19 protein-coding genes are annotated in these 17,103 nt (G+C 44.4%); 4 read left to right on the plus strand and 15 right to left on the minus strand.

What is annotated here, in order from left to right:
* Positions 1-39: 39 nt before the first annotated feature.
* The gene (locus UQW94_RS17015) at positions 40-1,344 is read right to left on the minus strand and encodes an inosine/guanosine kinase (RefSeq protein WP_005378187.1); all 1,305 of its coding nucleotides are present in this window, start codon (positions 1,342-1,344) and stop codon (positions 40-42) included.
* Positions 1,345-1,461: 117 nt separating this feature from the next.
* Positions 1,462-1,731 carry a hypothetical protein gene (locus UQW94_RS17020; protein WP_171345320.1) on the minus strand — a complete coding sequence of 90 codons (270 nt, stop codon included), beginning with the start codon at positions 1,729-1,731 and terminating at the stop codon, positions 1,462-1,464.
* Positions 1,732-1,919: 188 nt separating this feature from the next.
* Here UQW94_RS17020 and mnmA point away from each other — a divergent pair, with 188 nt between their 5' ends.
* The 3 genes from mnmA (at position 1,920) to purB (ending at position 5,196) form a co-directional block, all read left to right on the plus strand.
* Entirely contained in the window at positions 1,920-3,044 is a 1,125-nt protein-coding gene (gene mnmA / locus UQW94_RS17025; protein ID WP_005378192.1) for a tRNA 2-thiouridine(34) synthase MnmA, read from the plus strand.
* Positions 3,045-3,054: 10 nt separating this feature from the next.
* Entirely contained in the window at positions 3,055-3,672 is a 618-nt protein-coding gene (gene hflD, locus UQW94_RS17030) for a high frequency lysogenization protein HflD (protein WP_005378194.1), read from the plus strand.
* Positions 3,673-3,825: 153 nt separating this feature from the next.
* Positions 3,826-5,196: an adenylosuccinate lyase gene (gene purB, locus UQW94_RS17035; RefSeq protein WP_005378198.1), complete on the plus strand. Its 1,371-nt coding sequence runs from the start codon at positions 3,826-3,828 to the stop codon at positions 5,194-5,196.
* A gap of 133 nt (positions 5,197-5,329) precedes the next feature.
* Here purB and UQW94_RS17040 read toward each other — a convergent pair whose 3' ends face one another.
* The 9 genes from UQW94_RS17040 to htpX form a co-directional block, all read right to left on the minus strand.
* Positions 5,330-5,863 carry a DUF3833 domain-containing protein gene (locus tag UQW94_RS17040; RefSeq protein WP_195723104.1) on the minus strand — a complete coding sequence of 178 codons (534 nt, stop codon included), beginning with the start codon at positions 5,861-5,863 and terminating at the stop codon, positions 5,330-5,332.
* Complete coding sequence (locus tag UQW94_RS17045; protein WP_053349498.1) at positions 5,863-6,456, minus strand: chalcone isomerase family protein; 594 nt, start codon at positions 6,454-6,456, stop codon at positions 5,863-5,865. Before UQW94_RS17045 ends, UQW94_RS17040 begins: the two co-directional genes overlap by 1 nt.
* A complete protein-coding gene (locus UQW94_RS17050; RefSeq protein ID WP_213965344.1) occupies positions 6,416-6,928 on the minus strand; it encodes a DUF2878 domain-containing protein in 513 nt (170 codons plus the stop codon). Before UQW94_RS17050 ends, UQW94_RS17045 begins: the two co-directional genes overlap by 41 nt.
* A gap of 6 nt (positions 6,929-6,934) precedes the next feature.
* Complete coding sequence (locus UQW94_RS17055; protein ID WP_005378204.1) at positions 6,935-8,191, minus strand: SAM-dependent methyltransferase; 1,257 nt, start codon at positions 8,189-8,191, stop codon at positions 6,935-6,937.
* Positions 8,185-9,003: a DUF1365 domain-containing protein gene (locus UQW94_RS17060; RefSeq protein WP_258509580.1), complete on the minus strand. Its 819-nt coding sequence runs from the start codon at positions 9,001-9,003 to the stop codon at positions 8,185-8,187. Before UQW94_RS17060 ends, UQW94_RS17055 begins: the two co-directional genes overlap by 7 nt.
* 1 nt (position 9,004) lies before the next feature.
* On the minus strand, positions 9,005-10,315 hold the full coding sequence (locus UQW94_RS17065; RefSeq protein ID WP_322142429.1) for an NAD(P)/FAD-dependent oxidoreductase: 1,311 nt from the start codon (positions 10,313-10,315) through the stop codon (positions 9,005-9,007).
* Positions 10,316-10,327: 12 nt separating this feature from the next.
* Positions 10,328-11,053, minus strand: coding sequence for an SDR family oxidoreductase (locus UQW94_RS17070; RefSeq protein WP_322142430.1), 726 nt, complete (start codon positions 11,051-11,053; stop codon positions 10,328-10,330).
* Positions 11,050-11,469: a nuclear transport factor 2 family protein gene (locus UQW94_RS17075; RefSeq protein ID WP_322142431.1), complete on the minus strand. Its 420-nt coding sequence runs from the start codon at positions 11,467-11,469 to the stop codon at positions 11,050-11,052. Before UQW94_RS17075 ends, UQW94_RS17070 begins: the two co-directional genes overlap by 4 nt.
* Positions 11,470-11,678: 209 nt before the next feature.
* Positions 11,679-12,548 carry a protease HtpX gene (gene htpX / locus UQW94_RS17080; protein WP_005388085.1) on the minus strand — a complete coding sequence of 290 codons (870 nt, stop codon included), beginning with the start codon at positions 12,546-12,548 and terminating at the stop codon, positions 11,679-11,681.
* Positions 12,549-13,057: 509 nt separating this feature from the next.
* Here htpX and UQW94_RS17085 point away from each other — a divergent pair.
* Positions 13,058-13,225: a hypothetical protein gene (locus UQW94_RS17085; protein ID WP_005378215.1), complete on the plus strand. Its 168-nt coding sequence runs from the start codon at positions 13,058-13,060 to the stop codon at positions 13,223-13,225.
* Between the two features lie 81 nt (positions 13,226-13,306).
* On the opposite strand, the gene bioD is transcribed toward UQW94_RS17085, so the two are convergent.
* Genes bioD through bioB form a run of 4 tightly spaced genes read right to left on the minus strand, consistent with a single transcriptional unit; the run spans position 13,307 to position 17,001 of the window.
* Positions 13,307-13,993, minus strand: coding sequence for a dethiobiotin synthase (bioD, locus tag UQW94_RS17090; RefSeq protein ID WP_005388086.1), 687 nt, complete (start codon positions 13,991-13,993; stop codon positions 13,307-13,309).
* Positions 13,990-14,811: a malonyl-ACP O-methyltransferase BioC gene (bioC, locus tag UQW94_RS17095; RefSeq protein ID WP_005388087.1), complete on the minus strand. Its 822-nt coding sequence runs from the start codon at positions 14,809-14,811 to the stop codon at positions 13,990-13,992. Before bioC ends, bioD begins: the two co-directional genes overlap by 4 nt.
* Positions 14,811-15,962 carry an 8-amino-7-oxononanoate synthase gene (gene bioF, locus UQW94_RS17100; RefSeq protein WP_167415119.1) on the minus strand — a complete coding sequence of 384 codons (1,152 nt, stop codon included), beginning with the start codon at positions 15,960-15,962 and terminating at the stop codon, positions 14,811-14,813. Before bioF ends, bioC begins: the two co-directional genes overlap by 1 nt.
* On the minus strand, positions 15,949-17,001 hold the full coding sequence (gene bioB, locus UQW94_RS17105; protein ID WP_025521177.1) for a biotin synthase BioB: 1,053 nt from the start codon (positions 16,999-17,001) through the stop codon (positions 15,949-15,951). The genes bioF and bioB overlap by 14 nt, the downstream gene beginning before the upstream one ends.
* Positions 17,002-17,103 lie beyond the last annotated feature (102 nt).

Consider the following 17,103-nt stretch of genomic DNA (forward strand, 5'->3'; position numbering starts at 1 on the left):
TTACTTTAGTTACAGAATAGTTAATTAAATCGCTTCGTATTAACGTTCCCAGTATGCTTCTTCTAGGCTATCTTCTCGCTCAGGAAGTCCGCGCGACAATCGTGGTGAATGTTGCACGAGAACTTCGTAGCTAGCACGGTTTGCGTATTTGCAGACTTGAGAAAAAGAAGAGTAAGTTAAATACTCGTTACTGTGCTTGCTTGAATTAGGCACATTTTCTTTATGGTATTTATTTGCTGCCATATCATGAAGAACAGCAGATAACGCGGCATCACCTGCGCCATTTGTATTCTTAATTTTTTCTGGGCCACCCATATATGGCGAGATATGCGAGTACACTTTTATTGGCGTCTCGCATGAGTCTTTTTTCGCCGGACGACTAAATTCATAACGATTAAATTCAGCAATTGACCCTGGAAGTAATGGCAAAGAAGTTTCGCGCTTCGCGCTATCTTCCGTATACCCAGCCATAAATAGACCTACAGGACCCGCCGTGCACAATACTAGATCAGCCCACTCCAATGTTTTATCAGACGCAGCAAGTGGATCAGATTCCCCCGTCAGTGCTTCTGCTTCATCTTCATTCATCGCAACGACTGAAACGTTATCTCTAATGAATTCTTGCCAATATTTAGGGTCATCTTGAATAACAAACTTTGTGCCTAAAGTCAGAACAACAGGCACATCATTCTTTTTCGCGTACTCAATTGCTTTCATTGTTGCTTCCGGCATTGGGTCGCCGTCTTTGCAACGTACTAGATATGACGTCAGTACAAGTGCTGATGCATTTTTAAAGATTTTCTCTGGAATGCTATCAGGATGGAGTTGGTTCATTTGCCCTTCGCTGATAGCAAAAGTACGTTCACCGTCTTCTGTGATAAGAGCAAAACAACGGCCAATTGCACCATCTACACCTTGTAGGTAGTTCAAATCCATGCGGCTTGATGTATTACAAAGATAACGGTAACCGTAGCTGCCAATCTTAATATCCTGGCTCATCACTCCAAGTAGTGTGGAGCGATCATCCGCTAGCACGGAGTAGTTATGTAGCGTGTTACCAATTGTACCGCCCGCATACTCATTGGTAATCAAGTTCTCTTCTTTCAGTTGCTGGTATAACTCTTCTGCTCTTTCGTCATCGATAACCAGAGAGTGACCTTTACTCAGACCGTACTTTTCAATCACATCCGTTGTAACTTTTGCTTCAATATCAACCAAGGTTTGGTCAATACCAATGATGTGAGTGCGCGTCATCTTCTTGCTTTCTTGTGCTTGGCTCACCAGCGGGTCACGAGCATGAACAGGAAAATAGTGCTTCGATTTACGTTGTCCAGGAAATTTCATATTGTCAGTCTGAGTAAGGGGATGAAAAGGAGAGCGGATTCTATACCGCTAATAATAAAGCAGCAATAAAAGCGATTATAGCAAACGTTTGCTGACTACTTTTTTCTTTTAGGTGGCTTATTCACCTTCCATAAAGCTGAGATCTGGTAGTTGCTCAAGGTGCTCGCTATAACGCTTTAGGTTGAACTCACCTTCATTCTTCATTACATCAAAAATCTCAATTGACATCGCACATGCGATCATCGCAACCGCATCTTCACGTGGTGTGCCAGTCATCATTAAACGCATAAGGGTTTCTTTTACTTTAAGCGGGTTGCCATCTTCGAGCTGATTTTCAACAATTTCAATCAACTCACTTTCTTGCATAAATTGGTTTTCTTCTGTCATTTGATGTTTCCTCTTGGATTTTGGCCAACTATGCCATATATACCTCTTCTATACTTGCGAAATTACTCGTTCGAATCTTTGTTGAAGAAAAATTCAGCGAAATGAATTGTGATTTCGATCTCGGATCTGTCACCGGTCTGTGGATTCTGATAGAATCTGCATCCCGTTTATTTAAGTGGTGTTTAGTAATGTCTGATAACAGCCAAAAGAAAGTCATCGTCGGTATGTCCGGCGGCGTTGATTCATCTGTTTCCGCGTATCTTCTAAAACAGCAAGGCTACCAAGTAGAAGGCCTTTTCATGAAGAACTGGGAAGAAGATGACAACGAAGAATATTGTACAGCGGCAGAAGATCTTGCTGACGCTCAGGCAGTATGTGACAAGCTAGGCATCCACCTACACACTATCAACTTTGCTGCCGAATACTGGGATAACGTATTTGAGTACTTCCTTGCTGAATACAAAGCGGGCCGTACTCCGAACCCTGACATTCTTTGTAACAAAGAAATCAAGTTCAAAGCATTCCTAGAATTCGCTGATGAAGTACTTGATGCTGATTACATTGCAATGGGCCACTATGTGCGTCGCTCTTTCCCAGAAAACGGTGAAAAACCACAGATGCTACGTGGTCTAGATGGCAACAAAGATCAAAGCTACTTCCTGTACACATTAAGCAACGAGCAAATCGCACGTAGCCTATTCCCTGTTGGTGACCTAGAGAAGCCAGAAGTACGACGCATTGCGGAAGAGCAAGATCTAATCACGGCGAAGAAGAAAGACTCTACGGGTATTTGTTTCATCGGTGAACGTAAGTTTACGGAATTCCTGGGTCGCTACCTTCCAGCTCAGCCTGGTAATATCGAGACTCCAGAAGGCGAAGTGATTGGTCAACACCAAGGCCTGATGTACCACACACTTGGTCAGCGTAAAGGTCTACACATTGGTGGCCGTAAAGGCGGCGGTGGTAACGAGGACCCATGGTTCGTTGGTGAGAAAGATCTAGAACGTAACGTTTTGATTGCCGTTCAAGGTAAAGACCATCCAATGTTGAAATCAGAAGGTCTACTTGCATCACAACTTCACTGGGTAGATCGTGAGCCAATTCGCGATGTTATGAAGTGCACAGTGAAAACTCGTTACCGTCAGGAAGATATTCCTTGTACAATCATCCCTATCGATGATGAAAACATTAAAGTTATCTTTGACGAGCCACAAATTGCTGTAACTCCAGGTCAATCAGCAGTGTTCTACAAAGGTGACGTGTGCCTAGGTGGCGGCATCATCGAGCAACGCATTAAATATTCTCAAGCTTAGGAGTCGTTACGTGGCGAATACACTTTATGACCGTACTATCGCTTTCGCTGGGATTTGCCAAGCTGTTGCTTTAGTTCAACAGGTAGCGAGAAACGGACATTGTGATCAAGATGCTTTTGAAACATCAATCAACGCTATTTTGAGCACGAACCCTGCTAACACAGTTGGCGTATTCGGTCGCGAAGCCGATCTAAAGCTCGGCCTAGAATGCTTGGTTAAAGGGATTGATAGCACACCATCAGGCAGTGAAATTACTCGTTACATTATTAGTTTAATGGCGTTAGAACGTAAGTTAAGCTCTCGTAACGATGCTATGTCTCAGCTTGGTGATCGTATTCAAATGGCCAAGCGTCAGTCAGAGCACTTTGAGCTACTAGACGATCAAATGATCAGCAATTTAGCGAGCATCTATCTGGATGTCGTTAGCCCTATTGGCCCACGCATTCAAGTAACGGGCACGCCATCTGTACTGCAGCAGACGGCAAGCCAACACAAAGTTCGTGCGCTGTTGTTATCTGGCATTCGTAGTGCAGTTCTTTGGCGTCAAGTTGGTGGTAAGCGTCGCCACCTAATCTTCGGGCGCAAGAAGATGGTAGAGCAAGCACAAATCCTTCTTGCTCGTCTGTAGTAAAATATCAAATAAGCAGCTCGCGTTTATCGCGAGCTCATTTTTTTCGACTAAAACAAATCTCGCGCAAACGTTTGCGCAATATTCGTGACAATTGCCACAGTTATTGGTATAAAGCTCACGAAATTTAGAAACCCAATTCAGGAGAACATCATGGAACTGTCAGCATTGACTGCTGTTTCACCAGTAGACGGCCGTTACGGAAGCAAGACAATTGCGTTACGCGAAATTTTCAGTGAATACGGTCTACTAAAGTACCGTACTATCGTTGAAATCCGCTGGCTACAAAAGCTTGCTGCTACTGCTGAAATTGCAGAAGTGCCAGCGTTTAGCGCAGAAGCAAACCAATTCCTAGACGACCTTGCTGCAAACTTCTCTGAAGAAGATGCACGCCGTATCAAAGAGATCGAGCGTACAACTAACCACGACGTAAAAGCGGTTGAGTACTTCCTAAAAGAGAAAGTAGCAGACGTTCCTGAACTGCACGCAGTAAACGAGTTCTTCCACTTCGCATGTACTTCTGAAGACATCAACAACACATCACACGCTCTAATGCTTAAAGAAGCGCGTGAGAACGTGATTCTTCCAGAAATCCGTAACCTAATCGACGCTATCAAAGCACTAGCAGTGGAATACCGCGACATTCCTCTTCTATCTCGTACACACGGTCAGCCTGCTTCTCCATCTACTATGGGTAAAGAAATGGCAAACGTGGCGTACCGTATGGAGCGTCAATTCAAGCAAATCGAAAACGTTGAGATCCTAGCGAAAATCAACGGTGCAGTAGGTAACTACAACGCACACCTTTCTGCTTACCCAGAGCTAGATTGGCACAAGTTCTCTGAAGAGTTCATCACAGAGTCTCTAGGCGTAACTTGGAACCCTTACACAACTCAAATCGAACCGCACGATTACATCGCTGAGCTGTTCGACGCTATCGCTCGTTTCAACACTATCCTGATTGACTTCGACCGTGACGTTTGGGGTTACATTGCACTAGGCCACTTCAAGCAAAAAACTATTGCTGGTGAGATCGGTTCTTCAACAATGCCTCACAAAGTTAACCCAATCGACTTTGAAAACTCAGAAGGTAACCTAGGTCTTGCGAACGCTGTATTCGGCCACCTAGCACAGAAACTGCCTATCTCTCGTTGGCAACGTGACCTAACTGACTCAACGGTTCTACGTAACCTTGGTGTTGGTGTTGGCTACGCTATCATCGCTTACACTTCGACACTTAAAGGCATCAGCAAGCTAGAAGTAAACCGTGAAGCGCTTCTTGCTGAACTAGACAAGAACTGGGAAGTACTAGCTGAGCCAGTACAAACAGTTATGCGTCGTTACGGCATCGAGAAGCCATACGAGAAGCTGAAAGAGCTAACTCGTGGTAAGCGTGTAGACGGCGAAGCAATGCGTAACTTCATCGACGGTCTTGAGCTTCCTGAGCACGAGAAAGCACGTCTGAAAGAGATGACACCAGCGAACTATATCGGTCAAGCAATCGAGCTGACAGATAAGCTGTAATACTCCTGTAACGACCAGATACTTAAAAGGTTGACGCGAAAGCGTCAACCTTTTTTAGTTAGGAGAGTTAGGTCGGGAGAAAATAATTTTAGTTATATGGAATGGATTATTAATTGAAGATCAGCCCCATTTGTTATGGCTGCTTTTGGAAGAACAAGGTTATTGTTCCTACTTCCACACCAAACTTTTTTATTTTCGTTAGATTGAAAACGTGTCTGTCATCCTGACGATAAAGCCAATCATCAAAAGCAACCGTCACTGATGAATCCTCCATTTGTAGCTCAAAGTCATATTGCCACTGTAGCGCATTGCCCTGCTCTTCCCCTGTTGCTACACCTATAATATCGTCTGCCTTACCTTCATAACTACCGTCTTCTAATCTAGTGATAACCCAAATTCGCTGGTCCACCTCTCCGTCATCAAACACGAAGTCTTCCACCAGCGTCAGCGTATCACCTTCTACAGTACCCACTATATCGACTTCAAAGCGACGGGTTTGCTGTTCGGTATAATCTTGCACCATCCCCCACGCCTTTATGTCGCCTTCGAAATAGCCGAATACGTCAAAAGTCGGTGTAGAAAAGCGGTAATTATCAATGTCTGCGGAACATGCCGAAAGAAAAACAGCTGCCACTAAAGTCGCTGATTTACAAATTCGTTTAAACACTATCTAACCTGCCCTATCAATTGTTTTCGGAGTTTCGGAAATTCTGTGTTGGGTGATAACCATATAGCTAAAAATGCATCGTTCATTCGTTCGTCTTCAATGATGCCAACGTTCTTTACTTGCACGTCCCCAACCTGCTTATAAAACAGCTGACCAGATTTTCCATCTGTTAGATAAGTAAGCTCGTCACCTTTTTGAATATCAGGAAACATACGATCGAGCTCGCTGATCCAAGTTTTTCGATATGAGTCAGTAAAACCCAATTTCGCCCACTGCTCATCCGTCACATCAAGCAGCTGTTGCTTACTGATGTCTCTCTTGTAATTAATTTCCAACGCAAGGGGATGTGGCGATACGTCATCGCTTACGATGAACTTTCCATCAGGCGCTTTTAATCTTGAGTGATAAATATCGAAGATGAACCAAGTAAGTTGGGCTTCTCCAACAGTTTTCCATCCCTTCCAATTCGCAATGTTGCTAGCAGCTTCGCTGTTTCCAACAGGTTGAGCTTGCAGAGCAAAAGAGCCAGTTACTATTACCAACGCAAGCAGCCTAGTCAGTCTCTGAGTTAAAACTCTCTTCAAGCTTTTCATTTCCGTACACCTTGAGTATCAATAGCATCATGACGCACCATTCGACAAACAACATTGCCAGTGTAGCGCCAGTGCTAAATCCAAATTCAACGGCTTGGAGCTTATAGCCAGCAAAGTAGCTCGCTGTTCCTCCGAGTCCGCCTACTATTGATACGTAAGTTTTTGGGAAACGGTACAAAATTGACTTAAGTTGATAGGCATACCAAGAAAACAAAACCCACAAGCATAATAACCAGACTGGCAGCCATGGGGTTGGAAAGACAAATACCGAGAGTTGTTGATTGAGCGTATCAAGCACGAGCCCGCTCGTGACAATCACACCAATACTTTTGAGCGAAGATGCATCGCTTTTCAGACAGTATAGTAGGGTTGCCAAAGTAAGGAATAACGTCACCCATTGCCATTGATAGGTTCCAAGCACCGCTGCAAACCAGCAGAGTTGGAACCATGTCGAAGCAAGAAATACCTTCATGACGAACTACGGGCGTTGAAACGTCATGTGAACTGCACTGATCGTGCGAGCCAAAAAGCCACCTTCACAGTAGCTCAAATAGTAGCGCCACATACGCACAAAGCGGTCGTCGTAGCCAAATGAGCGCACTTCACCCTCTGCTCGATTAAAACGTAAGTGCCATTCGTTCAGCGTCTTGGCGTAGTCCAAACCAATATCGAACAAGTCTCGCGTCACTAAGTCACTGTATTTTGTTGTGGCTTGGGTTAGTGAGGTTACCGACGGTAAAAAACCACCCGGGAAAATGTACTTTTGGATAAAGTCGACGTTGTTACTGTAGTAATCGTAACGCTGATCGGCAATCGTAATCGCTTGAATCGCCATCACGCCACCGGACTTTAATAAAGACTCACAGACCTTAATGTACGAAGGAAGGAATTGTTTGCCCACAGCTTCAATCATTTCAATAGAAACGAGCTTGTCATAAGTTCCGGTTAGGTTTCGGTAATCTTCTTTGAGTAGAGTGATTTTGTCTTCTAAGCCACGCTCTTTGATTTTTTGCTCCGCGTACGCGTGTTGCTCTTCAGATATCGTTGTTGTGGTGACCTGACAACCGTATTGTTCTGCCATGTAAATCGCCATAGCGCCCCACCCAGTGCCAATTTCAACAACATGATCAGTGGGCTTCAGCTCAAGTTGCTGACATAGACGATCCATTTTGTTGATTTGAGCCTGCTCTAGAGAGTCATCCGCATGATTGTAAAGCGCCGACGAGTACAGCATATTGGTGTCAAGGAACGCTTCGTATAGGTTGTTACCCAAGTCGTAATGCGCATGGATATTTTTACGTGAGTTCTCTTCAGAGTTTCTGTTTGACCAATGGCTGAACTTGTACAGTATTTTAGTCAACCAACTGCCTTGCTCTTCGAGTTTATCTAGAGCACGCATGTTAAGGGCCATCAGCTTCATTAATGAGGTTAAATCGGGGCTATCCCACCACCCATCCATATAAGCCTCACCAGCAGCAATACTGCCGCCCTGCAAGATCCGTGAATAAAAACCTGGATGTTTTACCTCTATAGTAGCGACAACAGGTTGACCACTGTACTCCCCATTTGGCGCACTAAAACGCTCGCTTCGCTCTGTCGTTTCCGTCTTAAAACTTTCAATAACTGTTAAGCAGCCGATTTCCATTTTTTGCAGACATTGAAAAATAACTCCGCGAGCCGCTTTTTGCGTTGTCGTCAATTTACGCGGCAATGTCATAGAACTAGTATTTAACATGCAGAATTCTCCTTGTGCTTTTTATTTTTTTTGTCTGTTTTTTCAGTATCGGCTTCTATTTCTTCATGCGTTGAATATTTAGGATGAGAATAAAAAGGTGCGCCTTTCACCCAAAGTTTTAATGCGTGCCAATAAATACCAACCATTACTTTTACCGTTTGTATTGGTGTAACGATCAAACACCTCAATAAGGTTTTGCTTGAAAGTGGCTTGGCTTTCATAACCATGGTGGCATCAAAGTGTTTCTCTCCTTTGTGACATTCAAGATGAATATTCAACTTGTCTGTCAAAGGTTTAATTCTCCAGCGGTAGAGTTGGTCAATCGGGTTGAATGGTGAAACATGGAATGCTTTAACTTGTTCCCAACCAAACTTTTCTTCTTCTTTATCTGCTGACACCACGTAGTAATGTCGTTCATTCCAAGGAGTGTTACTCACCTCTGCGAGGAGATACTTCCATTCTCCTTCCGCGTTATAAACGTAGTAGAAATTAACGGGACTGAAATAAAGTCCTAGATAACGCAAGTGGCAGACTGCGATTACCTTGCCGGTACAGCGAACACCTGTCAGTTCTTCAATTTTGCTGTGCACTGCCGACTTGACGCTACCTTCACCAATGTAATCACTGCGCTTGAAGCGAGCCCAATGCCACCAACGCGAACCAAAACCCCATACTTTTTTCTCTAAAGCATCGAGCTCGTCTACATCGATGGCGGGCATAAATAAAGAGTAGTTCAACTCATGATTCACCGGCGTGAATCGACGGTGACGAACGTTGCCTATAAACAATCGGCTGTTCATTTGGCTATCCATATCACGCTGCGCCTTTTTCGAAAGGAACCACAGTTTGTTCGCGGTACTTTTCTTCTAGTTCTTTCACAACATCAAGCGCGCTACGCACGCCATCTTCATGAAAACCGTTGTACCAATAAGCGCCGCAGAACCAGGTACTTTGTTTGCCCTGTATCTCATCTTTGCGCTGCTGCGCTGCAATAGACTCATTGGTGAATACTGGATGATGATAAGTGAACGAACGCAAGACTTTATTTGAGTTAATTTGCTCAGTACTGTTCAACGTTACACAAAACGTGTGTTCTGATTGAATATGCTGAAGAATGTTCATGTTATAAGTGAGCGAAGGGAGGCGTTGCTGTTCCTCTTCACTGCCTTCCAATAGGTAGTTCCATGATGCCCATGCTGCCTTACGTTTTGGTAGTACGGCAGAGTCGGTATGAAGAACAACTTCATTTGCTTGGTATGTCATATCCCCCAAGATTTCCTGCTCAATTGGGCTGATATCCTCTAGCATTCTCATTGCTTGATCACTGTGACAAGCAAAGATAACGTCATCAAACCAATGCGTTTCTCCGCGAACTTGAACGCCAACACCTTTTTCGTTGCGAACCACTTTTTCGACAGGACTATTAAGACGAATACTCTCGGCAAAGCCTTTGGTCAATGGTGGAATGTATGATCGTGAACCACCTTTAATCACATACCATTGTGGCCGGTTAGTCACATCTAGCAGACCGTGGTTGAGGAAGAAACGTAAGAAGAACATAAGAGGGAATGCGCGCATGTCAGCTAAAGTCGACGACCAAATCGCAGCACCCATCGGTAATATGTAGTTATCGGTAAAGAAAGCACTGAATTTGTGTTCGTCAAGGAACTCACCTAACGTCTGAGAGTGCGTGGATTGCTCGCTAGCGAAGCGCTTGGCAAGTTTATTGAAACGAAGTATCTCGAAGATAAATCGATAAAATTTGGGGTTTGCCCAGTTGCGTTTTTGAGCAAACAATGTCGACACTGTGTGGCCGTTGTACTCTAGTCCGTTCCCATCGTTTCTGACGCTGAAGCTCATTTGAGTAGGCAGACCTTCAACGCCAATCTCGCTCATCATTTTAATGAAATTAGGGTACGTACGGTCGTTATAGACGATGAACCCGGTGTCTATCGCGTATTCTCTACCATCAAGGATCACATCAACGGTTGCAGTATGGCCACCGATGTAATCGTTCGCTTCAAACAGCGTTACATCATGTTCTTTATGCAAGTAATAACCACAAGTAAGGCCAGAGATTCCCGTTCCCACAATCGCTATCTTCTTTCTTCCTGCTGTTTTCATTTTTATTCCTTCTTATGATACGAGTTTAGCAGTTAGGCGAGCTTGCCAACTGTATGGAAGTAACGAGATAAAACGTAAAATACTGGTAAATCTCGCCGGGAAATAGATATAGGTCTTGTTGGCGGCTAACTGATTCCTGATAGAGTCCGACGCTTGCTGAGTAGAAATGATCATTGGCATTTCGAAGTCGTTTTTGTCAGTCAACGGCGTTTCAACAAAACCAGGAAACACCGTTACCACTTTGATCCCTTTCTTTTTCAAGTCGACGGCGAGCGTGCGTGCAAAATAACTGACTGCCGCTTTGGATGCGCCGTAAGCTTCAGCACGAGGCAGTGCCACTTCTGATGCGATAGAGCCAACAATAACAATGCGGTGCCCTCTCTCTAAATGCACTTGGCAGCCTTCGACGCAGTTAGCAACACCGACAACATTTACGTTCATCACACGCGCCATGAGTTTCGCGTCGACCACTCCCTCATCCATGTACTCACAATCGCCTGCGTTAAAAACCCATGTGTTTGGCGTAAAGGGCAAATTAGAGAGCGCCTGCTGAGTTTCCTCATAATTTGTCACATCAAACTGCAATGTATGAATTTTAGAGGAAACTGCCTCCAGTTCTGCAAGAACATCTTGATTCCGACCACAAGCAATCACATTCCATTCTGAGTTCGCGTAATCTAGGGCAAGCTGTCTTCCTATTCCGGAGGTGGCGCCTGTGATTAAGATGGTGTTGTTCATTGTCCTAACCTCTGCTTGATGGTTTTAACGACTGAACCAAGTAACGGTAAATGCTCATAGAGCATCTCTCCGAGATCAAAATAGTCTCGGTGATAAATGACCTGACCTTCGCTAAATTTGAGGTGCGAAACACCATTGACGAGAATAGGCGCACCCTTCTGAAGTTTGGGATGCTGAAGGTCCATTGTCCAAGTTAGGAAGCCTGTATCTCCGACTTGTAGATGCTCATGGATTACAAAATCACAACTGATGACGTTGGCATATAATGAGGTGAAATAATCCGAAAGTGCTGGCCATCCTTCTAAACGATGCGCTGCGTCCTCAAATACTACATCTTGGTGATATATATCCTTAAGCAGATGTAAGTTCGCTTTGTTGAGCTTTTGATAGATATTGCCAACAGACTGTATGTCCATTTTTTACTCCTACACGCCCATTAAGTTGTACAAAATTATTATATGTACAAGATAGTTCATTCCACCAAAGTTGTACAAAAATAATTTTGTATAACTTTATTTCTGTAAGTAGTACGTGATGAAGTTCGCACGCGATCAATCGGCGAAAAAAAAGGCTTGGTCAAAACCAAGCCTTTTCAGCAAATTAACAATTATTTAAGTAGACATAGTTAGTATTGCTGGCCTCGCAACGCTGCAATACGTTTATCTAGCGGAGGGTGGCTCATTAGTAGCTCAGTCAGCGACTGCTTGCCGTTGATACCAAATGCCATCATGGTGCCATCCAGTTGAGATTCATGACTCACCTTCAAACGCTCTAGAGCCGCAATCATTTTTTCTTTGCCAACGAGGCGCGCAGCACCTGCGTCCGCGTGGAATTCGCGATGACGGCTGTACCACATAGTCAAGAAGCTAGCTAGGAAACCAAATACCAGTTCAAGCACCATGGATACGCCAAAGTAAACCATCATATTTGTACCTTGGCCTTCTTCATCATCGTTCGATGCCACGATATTGGCAATAAAGCGTGATAGGAAGATAACAAACGTGTTCACGACACCTTGCATCAACGTCATCGTGACCATATCACCATTTGCAATATGGCTCACTTCGTGTGCAAGTACTGCCTCTGCCTCATCACGAGTCATATTGTGTAAAAGACCAGTAGAAACTGCGACAAGAGAGTCATCTCGCTTTGCACCTGTCGCAAATGCATTGATATCTGGTGAATCATAAATAGCCACCGTTGGCATACCAATACCCACTTGTTGAGCTTGACGACCCACAGTTTCGACTAACCAATGCTCCGTTTCGTTGCGCGGGCTTTCAATGACCATACCACCAACCGAGCGTAGTGCCATACCCTTTGACATCATCAACGAAATAAATGCGCCACCAAAACCAAATACAGCAGCCATTACAAGTAAACCTGACAGACTGCCTGGTTGCATTCCAGTTACAGCGTAAACAATATTCAGAACAACACTAAGCACTAGCACGACAGCTAGGTTAGTTGCTAGGAATAACATAATTCGCTTCATTACTTTTCTCCGAGGAAGCTTATCGTTTTTTTAAAACGGATTGTTATAAGGAACAAATGGTAATCGCTATAAAAGCCAATTCCGTTGATTTTCATGTTCCGTGCGTTATAGATATAGTCTATCCGCGATAAAAACAAGGTTAAGCAATAAATTGCAACATTTGTTTTCGAGACTGAAATATTTGATTCAAGCGATTTCAAAACATGCTTTGGTAGGAGCTGGAACCTCCGTTCATATACATTTATCAAAATGATGAAATAAGCTCTGACCTACCCATCATCTATTGATAGATGATCTTGGTGTTAAATCTATCACCTCTTAGCAACTTAGCTAGAAATTTTTTAATAGACCAAAAACAGTACGTTAGCTCTGCTATAGACTTTGGTCTTATTGTGCGGCTACATGGACATGCTAAATTCGAATGAGATGAACAAAACAGAGCTACTCTAAGTACATTGCAAAAAGTGCATTGGGTGAGCTCAAAAACTCCATGTATTGAGGGAAAAACCATGGTAGAAACTAACGACTATCAGATGGCTATTGATTTACTGCGTTGTCACCTAGGCATCTCAGAGGACGAGGCAAAGCAACAACTTGGTATTTCAACCGATCATCATATGTCTCAGCGTGTTGCAGAAACACAACAAGCATTGATGGGGCTCAGCCAAGATAAGTAATCTGACTTTTTAGGTTACACCAACAAGAAAGGGCTGCATTGCGCAGCCCTTTGGTTTTTTAGTCTTTTACCCTAAACACCATTAGTCAGTGTTTAGCAACGGCTCTACATTAATGTACTTGCCTAGCTCTTTACGTTTAGCACTTGGAATATATGGAATTTCCCCAAGCTTAGGTGCATCGATACGTGCTTCTAGCATCTCGATAATGTCAGCGTAGTGCTCTGTGCCTGGGTTGACGCGGTTTGCCACCCAGCCAACAAGATTCAAACCATCCGCTTTAATACTCTCCGCTGTGAGTAAAGCGTGGCTCAAACAGCCTAATTTAATGCCAACCACCAGTACAACAGGTAACTGCTCTTCTTTTACCCATGTAGATAAACAGTCCGTATCGGATACTGGCACACGCCAGCCTCCAGCACCTTCAACGAGAACAACATCGGCTTGCTGCTTATGTTGAGCCAGTTTTTGACTCAGAACATCGTAACTTATTTCGACATGTTCATGCTTCGCTGCAATGTGGGGAGAAGCAGGCAACTCTAAAGCGTATGGGTTCACATCATCATAGGCCACATCGAGTGTTGCGACGTCTTGTAAGTGTAAAGCATCAGAGTTACGCCATCCGGCTTCAGTCTTGTCACTCCCTGCTGCCACTGGCTTATAACCAATAGTGTTTAGTCCTTTTGCGGCGATCGCTTGCAAAATGGCTTTAGACGCTACCGTCTTTCCAACATCAGTATCCGTACCAGCAATAAAAAAAGCATCAATCATAGATGTATTACTCCAAAACAAACCTGATAACTTGCAGGTAGAAGACCTTGATCGTTTTTAAACGCTTGGTACGCATGCTCAACTTTTAACAAAGTCTCGCGACTAGTTAAACCGTGTGAGCGCCCGCTTACGTGATTTGCACCTATACCTTTGAGGTCACGCATAACTGAAAATGCAGAGTCGTACCAAACTGTGATGGTGGTCAAGTCTAGTTGATGGCTGTCACATCGAGATTGCGCTAACGCAATTTTTACCTGATTGAGCGTTAGAAAGTTATTGACGTGTTGATATGCATCAATTTTTTCCCATGATGCACGCAGCTCATACAGTGATCCATCAACCAGTGTAGAGAACCACGCTTTCCCACCATTTTTTAGCACGCGGCGCACTTCTTTTAGTGGGTAACTTAAATCTGTACACCATTGCAGCGCTAAACTTGAAAACACGTAATCGAAGCTATCATCGTCAAATGGTAAGTTTTCAGCATCAGCAACTTGGTAATGCATTCGTACTGCACCACAACGCTGCTCTGCTTTATCTAACATGGCTTGAGAGATATCGCCGCAGACTACTTCCGCACCGCGTTGTTGAAGTAGTTGGGAGAAATAACCCGTGCCACAACCTAAATCCAATACACGTTTTCCCGTCAAGTTTTCAGGAAGTTTATCAAGCAGCTGATGCCCGACATCACGTTGAAAAGCCGCATGTTTATCGTATGTTTCTGCTGCTTTACCAAACGAAGAGGCAATCGCGTCTTTATCTTGATGGAAACTCTCTAACGCGAGCGTTTGCGCTAATGCGGTAGTTGCATTATCCATTACAGCGCTCCTAATGCTTGCTTCAATGCCATTGAAAGCGTTTTAACTTGTTCATTAGTGTGATTGGCAGTGAGTGTGATTCGAAGACGAGACGTCCCTTTAGGCACCGTCGGAGGGCGAATAGCGGTAACCCAAATACCGTTTTGGCGACAAGCACCTGCTACTCGCAAAGCCAATTCAGATTCACCAATCACAAACGGCTTAATCGAAGTCTGAGTCTCAACAAAGCCCTCCAGATCGCTGAGGCAGTCTCGATACACTTCACTAAGCTCTGAAAGCTTTTCACGTCGCCAAGACTGCTCTTGAACGATAGAAACCGCATGCGTTAGCGCATAGGCTTGTGCCGGAGGCATCGCTGTGGAATACACATGGTGACGAGCAAACTGAGTCAAAAAGTCTCCCGTTGCGTGGTCGCATAAAATAGCCGCGCCAGACATACCAAACGCTTTGCCGAAAGTAACGATCAGTATCTCAGGTTTAACCGTTGCCAACTCGCAAGAACCACCACCGGATTGACCAAGAACGCCAATACCATGAGCATCATCGACAGCAAACCAAGCATCATTACTGCGAGTGACTTCAGCTATATCGGTGAGCGGCGCACAGTCGCCGTCCATGCTGAATACCCCTTCAGTCACAACTAGATGGTTGTCTTCGCTATTAATCAGCGACTTTAGGTGCTCGATGTCATTGTGTTTGAAGCGCTTCATCTTAGCTGGTGACAACGCCCCCGCTTCCATCAGTGAGGCATGGTTCAAACGGTCTTGGATCAATACGTCTGATTTTTCCAACAAGGTGAACAACAAGGCTTGATTAGCACTGAATCCAGAACCAAACAGAATTGCTCTGTCATAGCCCAACCATTCAGTCAGTGCGGCTTCTAAATTGCTGTGTGCGGCACTAAAGCCAGTGACCATTGGCGATGCTCCACTGCCACTGCCATATACGCTTAAACCTTGTTGCCAAGCCCGAACAAGCGCTTGGTCATTAGCCAATCCCAAATAATCATTACTTGAGAAATTAATGTAACGTCTACCTTCGTGTTCCAAAACGGACTGGTTACCGGCAAACACCACATTCATAGAACGATTCAACCCTTGCGTTTTACGCTCAGCAAGGGCGGACTCGATACGAGATTTAAACGCTGGCATCGTAGAAAAGGTCGTCTTTTGTTGGACGAGCAGCAACACGCTCTACGACGCGATCGAGTAACTCGTTTTCTTCGATTTCATCAGGCTTTTGAGACACCTCTTGGCTGTTAATGCCGAGCTTATTGAACAGCATCATGTCTTTGTCTTCAGAAGGGTTTGGCGTTGTCAGAAGCTTGCAGCCGTAGAAGACGGAGTTTGCACCCGCCATAAAACACAGCGCTTGCATTTGTTCGTTCATGTTTTCACGGCCAGCGGATAAACGAACGGCTGATTGAGGCATCATGATTCGTGCAATCGCAATCAGGCGAATGAAATCGAAAGGCTCAACATCATCCACTTCTTCCAGTGGTGTCCCCTTTACCTTCACGAGCATGTTGATTGGAACGCTTTCAGGGTGTACCGGCAAGTTAGCCAATTCAACCAACAAACCTGCTCGGTCGTTAGCACTTTCACCCATGCCGATGATGCCACCAGAACAGATCTTCATGCCAGCATCACGAACGTGAGACAAAGTATCTAAACGGTCTTGGTAAGTACGTGTTGTAATGATGTTGCCGTAAAACTCAGGCGACGTATCGAGGTTGTGGTTATAGTAATCCAGACCTGCGTTTGCCAGCTGCTTCGCCTGCTCTGGCGTTAACATACCTAACGTCATACAGGTTTCCAAACCCATGTCTTTTACGCCTTTGATCATATCGGTCAAATGCGGCATGTCGCGCTCTTTCGGGTTCTTCCACGCAGCGCCCATACAGAATCGCGTCGAACCTGCATTTTTCGCTTTTTGAGCAGCGTCGAGTACACGTTCGACTTCCATCAGACGCTCTTTTTCGATGTCTGTGGTGTAACGAGCGCTCTGAGGACAGTACTTACAATCTTCTGGACAAGCACCCGTCTTAATCGACAGAAGCGTGCTTACTTGAACATGGTTGGTTTGTTGGTATTGACGATGAACAAGCTGCGCTTCAAATAGGAGATCCATGAATGGCTTTTCCATGAGATCGCGCACTTCAGCATGCGTCCAGTTATGACGAACTTCCACGTGTATTCCTTTAGTCACTTTTGTTGTTGTGTTGACAGTCTACTGAGTCTCGATAAACTGTCAACACAACACAAAATAACAAAGTTTACATCCGTTTACTTT

The sequence above is a fragment of the Vibrio sp. PBL-C16 genome (assembly GCF_034321865.1).
Taxonomy (GTDB): Bacteria; Pseudomonadota; Gammaproteobacteria; order Enterobacterales; family Vibrionaceae; genus Vibrio; species Vibrio alginolyticus.

Excerpts from the sequence above, each read along its gene's own strand:
- UQW94_RS17020 (WP_171345320.1), bottom strand. The coding sequence starts at position 1,731 with ATGACAGAAGAAAACCAATTTATGCAAGAAAGTGAGTTGATTGAAATT.
- UQW94_RS17045 (WP_053349498.1), bottom strand. The coding sequence starts at position 6,456 with ATGAAAAGCTTGAAGAGAGTTTTAACTCAGAGACTGACTAGGCTGCTT.
- UQW94_RS17085 (WP_005378215.1), top strand. The coding sequence starts at position 13,058 with ATGGTAGAAACTAACGACTATCAGATGGCTATTGATTTACTGCGTTGT.
- UQW94_RS17075 (WP_322142431.1), bottom strand. The coding sequence starts at position 11,469 with ATGGACATACAGTCTGTTGGCAATATCTATCAAAAGCTCAACAAAGCG.
- UQW94_RS17065 (WP_322142429.1), bottom strand. The coding sequence starts at position 10,315 with ATGAAAACAGCAGGAAGAAAGAAGATAGCGATTGTGGGAACGGGAATC.
- bioD (WP_005388086.1), bottom strand. The coding sequence starts at position 13,993 with ATGATTGATGCTTTTTTTATTGCTGGTACGGATACTGATGTTGGAAAG.
- bioC (WP_005388087.1), bottom strand. The coding sequence starts at position 14,811 with ATGGATAATGCAACTACCGCATTAGCGCAAACGCTCGCGTTAGAGAGT.
- htpX (WP_005388085.1), bottom strand. The coding sequence starts at position 12,548 with ATGAAGCGAATTATGTTATTCCTAGCAACTAACCTAGCTGTCGTGCTA.
- UQW94_RS17060 (WP_258509580.1), bottom strand. The coding sequence starts at position 9,003 with ATGGATAGCCAAATGAACAGCCGATTGTTTATAGGCAACGTTCGTCAC.
- bioF (WP_167415119.1), bottom strand. The coding sequence starts at position 15,962 with ATGCCAGCGTTTAAATCTCGTATCGAGTCCGCCCTTGCTGAGCGTAAA.
- purB (WP_005378198.1), top strand. The coding sequence starts at position 3,826 with ATGGAACTGTCAGCATTGACTGCTGTTTCACCAGTAGACGGCCGTTAC.
- UQW94_RS17055 (WP_005378204.1), bottom strand. The coding sequence starts at position 8,191 with ATGTTAAATACTAGTTCTATGACATTGCCGCGTAAATTGACGACAACG.
- mnmA (WP_005378192.1), top strand. The coding sequence starts at position 1,920 with ATGTCTGATAACAGCCAAAAGAAAGTCATCGTCGGTATGTCCGGCGGC.
- UQW94_RS17070 (WP_322142430.1), bottom strand. The coding sequence starts at position 11,053 with ATGAACAACACCATCTTAATCACAGGCGCCACCTCCGGAATAGGAAGA.
- UQW94_RS17050 (WP_213965344.1), bottom strand. The coding sequence starts at position 6,928 with ATGAAGGTATTTCTTGCTTCGACATGGTTCCAACTCTGCTGGTTTGCA.
- UQW94_RS17015 (WP_005378187.1), bottom strand. The coding sequence starts at position 1,344 with ATGAAATTTCCTGGACAACGTAAATCGAAGCACTATTTTCCTGTTCAT.